Origin of the sequence: Solemya pervernicosa gill symbiont, from assembly GCF_002020875.1 — a bacterium.
In the GTDB taxonomy this organism is placed as follows: Bacteria; Pseudomonadota; Gammaproteobacteria.
In genome coordinates this window covers 1-5,280 of the sequence record NZ_MPRL01000106.1, presented here as the reverse complement: position 1 = coordinate 5,280, position 5,280 = coordinate 1, and the positions used below count along the sequence as shown (strand labels likewise).

At 50.9% G+C, this 5,280-nt stretch carries 5 protein-coding genes; 3 read left to right on the top strand and 2 right to left on the bottom strand.

Annotation, left to right across the window (positions count from 1 at the left end; all coding sequences use genetic code 11):
• The 3 genes from BOW52_RS17575 to BOW52_RS16060 form a co-directional block, all read left to right on the top strand.
• A partial coding sequence (locus BOW52_RS17575; protein WP_078485097.1) for a hypothetical protein occupies window positions 1-184 on the top strand: 184 nt, incomplete at its 5' end.
• Window positions 185-959: 775 nt separating this feature from the next.
• Entirely contained in the window at window positions 960-1,871 is a 912-nt protein-coding gene (gene ppk2, locus BOW52_RS16065) for a polyphosphate kinase 2 (RefSeq protein ID WP_078485096.1), read from the top strand.
• Window positions 1,872-1,933: 62 nt separating this feature from the next.
• Complete coding sequence (locus BOW52_RS16060) at window positions 1,934-2,155, top strand: hypothetical protein (protein WP_078485095.1); 222 nt, start codon at window positions 1,934-1,936, stop codon at window positions 2,153-2,155.
• A gap of 9 nt (window positions 2,156-2,164) precedes the next feature.
• On the opposite strand, the gene BOW52_RS16055 is transcribed toward BOW52_RS16060, so the two are convergent.
• Together BOW52_RS16055 and BOW52_RS16050 are read right to left on the bottom strand one after the other, a co-directional pair.
• Window positions 2,165-3,808 (bottom strand): DUF6798 domain-containing protein, encoded by a 1,644-nt coding sequence (locus BOW52_RS16055; RefSeq protein ID WP_078485094.1) that lies wholly within the window; start codon window positions 3,806-3,808, stop codon window positions 2,165-2,167.
• Between the two features lie 86 nt (window positions 3,809-3,894).
• Complete coding sequence (locus BOW52_RS16050; RefSeq protein WP_236725788.1) at window positions 3,895-5,178, bottom strand: ArsB/NhaD family transporter; 1,284 nt, start codon at window positions 5,176-5,178, stop codon at window positions 3,895-3,897.
• Window positions 5,179-5,280 lie beyond the last annotated feature (102 nt).

Sequence of the window (5,280 nt, the reverse complement as noted above, 5' to 3'; positions counted from 1 at the left end):
GGGCGCCGTAGGCATAAACGGTCGCGTTAAGTATTTGCCGCTTGCTTGGGCTTGGATGCCCAAAACAAGCTTCCGCAAAAATAGCGACTCCCCGGAAAAAGAGATTAAGGCACGTAAGGGTAAGGTCTCCAAGCAGGAGAAGAAACTCAAAAAATTGAAGAAGGCACTAAAGAAAGCGAAATAATGGACCGGCATGCAGAGCTTTTATTAGTCTGCTACGGACCAGAATAGATAAGGGGAGCAAACGCTCCCCTTTTTTCGGCCTAATAAATGAGGCGTGACTAAGGCGCTCCATATCGAGTTGCGAATTGTTGTCTCATATTAAATAGCCCCGGGATTAGAGCCACAGACAATGTCGTCCTCACGCTTTTTTGTAACTCACCAATCACTGCGCTCCCGATGTCATTATCAGAAGGTCATGCGATCTCTCTAATTTCATGATGCGGGTACACAATCGATGGTTGGATCTGCGTAAGAATGGTGTGTGAATAGAGAGGCTCTTGTCGTTTTTGTGAGGATCAAGTGGAGGAATACCGACGGCTGCGCCATGCTCTGACGATATGGGGACGTAGATGGTCCACGTAACGACTGTTCCGCTGATGAGTGACGACAGGTTTGGATTTGGCATCTCGATTGCCGGGCGCTTATTCTGATTGGTATTTTTCTTTTATCTGTTTTGATAGCTAAAAGTGAGGTGGACTGTCACTAGATTAAGCGTAACTCGTTGATTGGTGGTGAATGCTGAGTGACGGTTGTGTGGATTATTGTGATTGGGGCTACATTGATTGAGAGATGTGTCGATATTATTAGATGTGGACTCTGAATTATGACGAATATGCCTGTTCAATTCAGAGAATACATATAAAAAACAGTGGCTTCGGCGATGGTTGTGCTTGCTTGATGGCGTCGAGGCGAATAGTCTTAGAGACTTGAATTTACCGAAGTGATAGGAAGCGATTATGTCGACTGACAATGTTCAAAGATTGGAGACTGGAGCGGCTGAGGGTGATGAGGGCAAAAAGAGTGCTCCGGCCACAAAGCGTACCAAGGGTAAGACGAAGAACAAACCGCTGACCAAGACCGATATCTTCAAGCATGGTAACTACCCCTACGATGAGAAGATGGGGCGACGTGAGTATGAGAAGCTCAAGGCGGAGCTGCAGATCGAACTGCTGAAGATGCAGAGCTGGGTCAAGGACACCGGGCAGCGAATCGTGATCCTCTTTGAAGGGCGTGATGCGGCCGGTAAGGGCGGCACCATCAAACGCATTATGGAGCACCTCAATCCACGTGGCGCCCACGTTATCGCGCTGGAGAAACCGAACGAGCAAGAGAAGGGGCAGTGGTACTTCCAGAGATATATCAAACACCTCCCCACTGAGGGTGAGATCGTGCTCTTCGACCGCTCCTGGTACAACCGTGCCGGTGTTGAGAAGGTGATGAACTTCTGTAGCCAGAAAGAGTATCTTGAGTTTATGCGTCAGGCAGCCGAATTAGAACGGATGCTGGTACGCAGTGATATTACCTTCTTCAAGCTCTGGTTCTCGGTCAGCCGTGAAGAGCAGTTCCGCCGCTTCCAGCAGCGTCGCAACGATCCCCTCAAGCAGTGGAAGTTGAGCCCGATTGATCTCGCCTCGCTTGATAAATGGGATGAGTACACCGAGGCGAAGGAGGCGATGTTCTTCTATACCGATACCGCTGATGCCCCCTGGACGGTGATCAAGTCCGATTGCAAGAAACGGGCGCGAATCAATGCGCTGCGCCACATCCTCAATCGACTCGACTATCCAAACAAAGACCCCAAGGTTGTCTCTGATCCCGATCACCTGATCGTTGGCAGCGCCAGAGAGATTACAGAGGCGGATGAATAGCGCCTTCTATCCTCAAGCCAGAGACGATGGAACATAGTTAATAATTATCTGGAGATACAGACATGACACGCAAACATCTGATCCATGCACAGCATGTGGTCGACGTCTTTAAAGAGAAGCTCAGCGATAGCGGACGCCAGCATGTGGGTGGTCGTCACTTTGACGAGTTGGCTCTGCTGGTGGAGTCGGCGATCAGTACCGCCGTGCTTGAGGCGATGGAGCACACGGCAGATACGCTAGTGGCGCAGGCAGAGAAGCTGCGTAAAGAGGCTGAGCACGTTTAGAACCCTTGATTAACCTCCGTAGCGACCAGTACCAATAGTCATCTCACCGATCTGTTGGTCTGGTTTACGGAGTATGGGCTTGGCTATTCCAATCCTGGCCTCATAGAGGCGATAACGTTCATCCTGGTAGACCGGTTTTTGCGCGAATAGCGATGCCATCTGGTCGTCCATTTTCTGAGTCGTTATTACGTGTGTCACCCCATACTCTGCAATGAGCTGAGTGAGTGCATCTCTCCTCTCTGTAGCTGTATCTGAATAATAAAAATCATCTGCTAGACCGACACGTTTATGCCACTCTATGACCTCCGTGTCTTTGTAGGGGTGTGATTTCCAGTTCACCAGAATCGGTATGCCTGTATCGAGTCTGAAAGCATAGAGCCTCTGATCACGTACCGGAAGTAGAATCAGATTGTCCTGACCCGCCAGAGCGATTGCGGTCTGAATGAGTTGCTCCGTTCCGTTATTGGCGTAACGTTTAAATTTTCCCTTAGTGCTATTAATCCCTGACATGATTGCGGGGATGATGAGTAGTGCACCTATCAGATATAGCGCTCTGTTCGGGAGTCGATGATCTAACCATCTTGCAAGGTGATTCCCAATCCAGCCAGCAACAACGGTGCTGGATAGCGGTATCAAAAGGACCGAGATACGCCACGGTGTTGCAAAAGAGATGGCTGGCAACTCAAAGAGATAGAGGGCGATGATGGCTAAGGTAATAAATGAAAACAGAACGGTGAGTGGTAGAAAGAGTCTGGATTTTCTTCCAAGTAGCCAGAGTGCGCTGATGCATATACCCAGTTGAATTGCAGTAGAGAGACTAAGCCAGTGAGAGACCTGTGTGTGGTGGGGGATGCGCTCTCTGGAAAGGATGTCGATCGACTGTTGCCACGCTTCTGGGCTGGTTGGGCCAAGCGCACCGAAGTAGTAGATAAGTAGCGGTGCCAGCAGAGCGCTAAAGATAATGGTAGGTGTGAGTGCGCGAAGCAGGGATCGTTGTTCGCGGTAGATGATGAAGCCATAGCTGGCTGTCAGTAGTAGTGAGGGGAAGATATACGCGCCAGGGTGTAACAGTGCCGCTACACTAAGCCACAGCGAGCTGAAAAGGGTCTGTTTGCGAAGAAAGCTATTGATCGAAAGAAAAACAAAAATACCAAAAACACAGGGCTGAAAGTAGTTGCCCAGAAGATATTGGTAAGCCATGCCTCCTGTGGCAACGCTTGGTATCGCGTAGTGTAAGGAGAAAAATAGCAGGATAAATATGAATGACGCTCGGCTGCCGGTTTGAATTGAGAATAGTTTTTCGGCGATGGCGTTGAGTGAAAGGAAGTAGAGTAGTAGCAGTAATAAAAATGCTGCATAGCTGAGTTCTATCGTATTCAACTCATAGAAGGCTCTGATGATTGCGGTGAAGATGGGAAGTGGATCGATACTGTTTGCGAGCCAGTCCTGACTTAGTTGGCCATGATTGGTCTGCCCGGCAGCAATCAGGAACTTAGTGTTCTGGTTGTCGGTGTAGAGTGGTTTGTAGGTGAAGCTAAGCGCAAATAGCAGAGCTGCTATTAAAATGAAAATCGTTTGATTGGCTGTTTTGTTAGGACGTTTCTGCTGCGTGCTTTGTAGGTCTGTCGGGTTGCCGTTTATTTCGGATTTCACTTCAAATACTCAATATGTCCATTCACTGATCGTGAGCATAGTACGCCAAGAGAGCTCTTCTGACGATGGACTCACACTGGTTGTGATTATGCGAAGTAGCTGAAGAAAAGCAGGTGGGCGGCGGAGGAGATCATCAGTCCACTGAGCATTGCCGGTATACCGATCTTCAACCATGCGATCGGCGTTATACGTGCCTCGGGAATGCCACACCGTTCCGATTCGCTGATACAGATGATATTGGCTGTAGCGCCAATGTGAGAACCGTTGCCACCCAGACCGACGCCGATTGCCAATGCCCACCAGAGCGGGGTGATGTTGACGCCACTCGACTCCAGGCCGGTGATGATCGGGATCATCGCCACCGTGAAGGGGATGTTGTCGACCATGGCTGAGATCAGTGCCGAGACCCACATTAGCAGCAGGCAGGCTATTAGCAGTTGCTCAGGGTCTTGTGCGGCTGCGGCGAGTTGATGGCCGATCAGATCAAGTAGCCCCGAGGCCTCAACCCCACCGACCAGAATGAATAGCCCGGCAAAGAAGATCAGCACCGACCATTCGACCTTGCCGAATAGTGGCTCGGGTGCAGGGCGATTGAGCAACATCGCAATCGACACACCGACAAAGGCGACGTAGCTGGGGTAGAGGTGGATGCGGTGGTGGACAAAAAAGAGAACGATGACGACAGCCAGTGCAAACAGGCCGCGTTTGAGTCCTGCCGGATCGGTGATGGCGCGTGTCTCGTCAAGATCGAGCAGCGTCATAGGGTTTTCGCTGCTGAGCTGTTTACGAAACAGGATGAGCAGCAGCAGTGTGGTTGCAATCCAGATTACCGCCACCATCGGTGCCATGTGGATAAAGAACTCGACAAAGGGGATGTTGCCTGCACTACCAATCATCAGGTTGGGTGGATCGCCGACCAGTGTTGCAGCGCCTCCGATGTTGGAGAGCATCGCCTCGGCCATCAGGTAGGGCATTGGATTGATAGTGAGTATGCGGGTGATCAGGACCGTCAGCGGGGCGAAGATCAGTACCGTGGTGACGTTGTCGAGAATCATCGAGATCACACTCACCGCCAGGGTGAGGTAGATCAACAGGCGTCGGGGATCTCCACCAGAGAGTTTGGCGATCTTGATGGCGAGATACTCAAATCCACCGGTAGAGCGCAGCATCACCACCACCACCATCATCATGCCAGCGAGCAGTAACAGGGTGTTACCGTCGAGCGCCTGCATCGCCTGCTCCTGACTGTAGAAGCCGAACATGGTGCCACAACCGACCATCACGACTGCGCCGATAATGGCGACGTTGCTACGGTGGCAGACCTCACTGAAGATCATCAGATAGGTGGCGAGCAGAATGGCTCCTGCCAACCACCGCTGACCGCCATGGATAGCGAAGCGAAGGCGGTTAGTCCGCGATAGTCGACGCCGTCTGTATATTCGTAGTTGAGAGCGCGAGCGAACGACGAAGAA

Coding starts and splice junctions, on each gene's coding strand:
- BOW52_RS16060 (WP_078485095.1), top strand. CDS start 1,934: ATGACACGCAAACATCTGATCCATGCACAGCATGTGGTCGACGTCTTT.
- ppk2 (WP_078485096.1), top strand. CDS start 960: ATGTCGACTGACAATGTTCAAAGATTGGAGACTGGAGCGGCTGAGGGT.